This is a genomic window from Vibrio sp. Vb1574, assembly GCF_033338675.1.
This window is the reverse complement of record NZ_JAWOTC010000145.1, coordinates 1-1,604: the sequence shown is the minus strand read 5'-3', so window position 1 is coordinate 1,604 and position 1,604 is coordinate 1. Positions and strand designations below refer to the sequence as shown.

The following is a 1,604-nucleotide window of genomic DNA, read 5'->3' as shown; positions in this document are numbered from 1 at the left end:
GGCGACTTCGATTTACTGCTCTACGGGGAAGCCGTGCAGCAAACGGCAGATCAATTTGATCTTTATTGGAACAGCGTACACGCCGTGCCGATGGAGTGGATATCGCCAGAATCTCAAAGCGTCTCCGATGCCGCGATTCAAAAACAAGTCACCAAACTGAACTTGCAAGAGAAATTCTCTTCTGGCCGATACGATTTTACCGCCTTGGATATGTATCAAGACCTCAAACAAGGCAAACTGAACTTGTACTGGGGTGATGGACAAGTTTGGTTCGATTTGCCAGATAAAGTCACGACACACGATAGTCAGTTAGTCGGAAACTTAACCGAGCTATTAAAAAGTGTTGAGCACTCTTTCGTGCTCATCTCGCCTTATTTCATCCCAACAGAAGCTGGCACAAAAGCTCTGACGAATGCAGCTAAGCGAGGTGTCGACATCACCATCGTAACCAACAGCCTTGCGTCGAATGACGTCTTTGCCGTTCATGGCTGGTACGCCAAATATCGTGAAGATTTGCTCGAATCCGGCATCAAACTTTGGGAAGTGAAATCCAGCGCGAAGCTCAAGAGTAAATGGAGCTTAACAGGTAGTAGCCGCGCGAGCTTACACGCAAAGGCAATGACGATTGATGACAAAACACTGTTCGTCGGCTCTATGAACTGGGACCCTCGATCTGCGGCTTTGAATACCGAAATGGCCGTTGTGATTGAACAACCGGAATACGTGCAAACGTTTTTGGCAAAATTACCCAGCCAACTGAAAGACAACGCTTATCGACTCACTCTACGTGACGGAGACATTGTTTGGACAAACACCAAAACTGGTGAGGAATATGATTCGGAACCCGAAGCAGGCGTTTTTCGCCGATTAGGCGCTTGGTTCTCCGGCATTTTGCCAATAGAAGATCAACTTTAACTCGGTCACATTCTCTACATTCCGTTAGCGCCGCAAAAAATAGAGTTGTGTAGGCTAGCTTCAAAGACAGCAAAAACGCTATTCAAATTTGAATGGCGTTTTTTATAACGAAAAGGAAATTCAATGTCAGTTTCATGGGATCCGTACTATCAAAAAGTCGCTCAACAACCACACAGGGTCAATGTAGAGAAAGCCCTACAATTTCACACATTAGCAAAGAAAATTGCCGTTGACGCTGGCTGCGGTACAGGGAGAGACTCCAATTTTCTTCTCGCACAAGGCTTTCGTGTTCACGCATTCGACAACAACTCAGATGCAATAAAAACCTGTGAGACGCGTTTTTCTGAACAGTCGAACTTCTCCATCTCGCAAGCGTGTTTCAGCGATTTTGATTACCCTAAGTGCACCCTATTTATTGCTAGCGCCAGCCTGTTCTTTTGTCCAAAAGCGCACTTTGAAAACGTGTGGAATCAAATCGATTCTTCTTTGCCATCAGGTGGTGTTTTCTGCGGAGACTTTTTAGGCGTGAACGATTCTTGGGTTGATTCAAACTCGCATGCTCATCTAACCTCACTCACTCGCCAGCAAGTCGAGCAATGTTTTGAAGGCTATGACATCGTCTCCATGCATGAAAGAGATGAAGATGGCACCACCATAGTCGGGACGCCTAAACATTGGCATGTATTCAG

The 1,604-nt window shown here is 45.9% G+C and carries 2 protein-coding genes; both read left to right on the top strand.

Annotation, left to right across the window (positions count from 1 at the left end; all coding sequences use genetic code 11):
• The coding region (locus tag R7O12_RS24275) for a phospholipase D-like domain-containing protein (protein WP_318126596.1) at positions 1–915 on the top strand (915 nt) is incomplete at its 5' end.
• Positions 916–1,038: 123 nt separating this feature from the next.
• The coding region (locus R7O12_RS24270) for a class I SAM-dependent methyltransferase (protein WP_318126595.1) at positions 1,039–1,604 on the top strand (566 nt) is incomplete at its 3' end.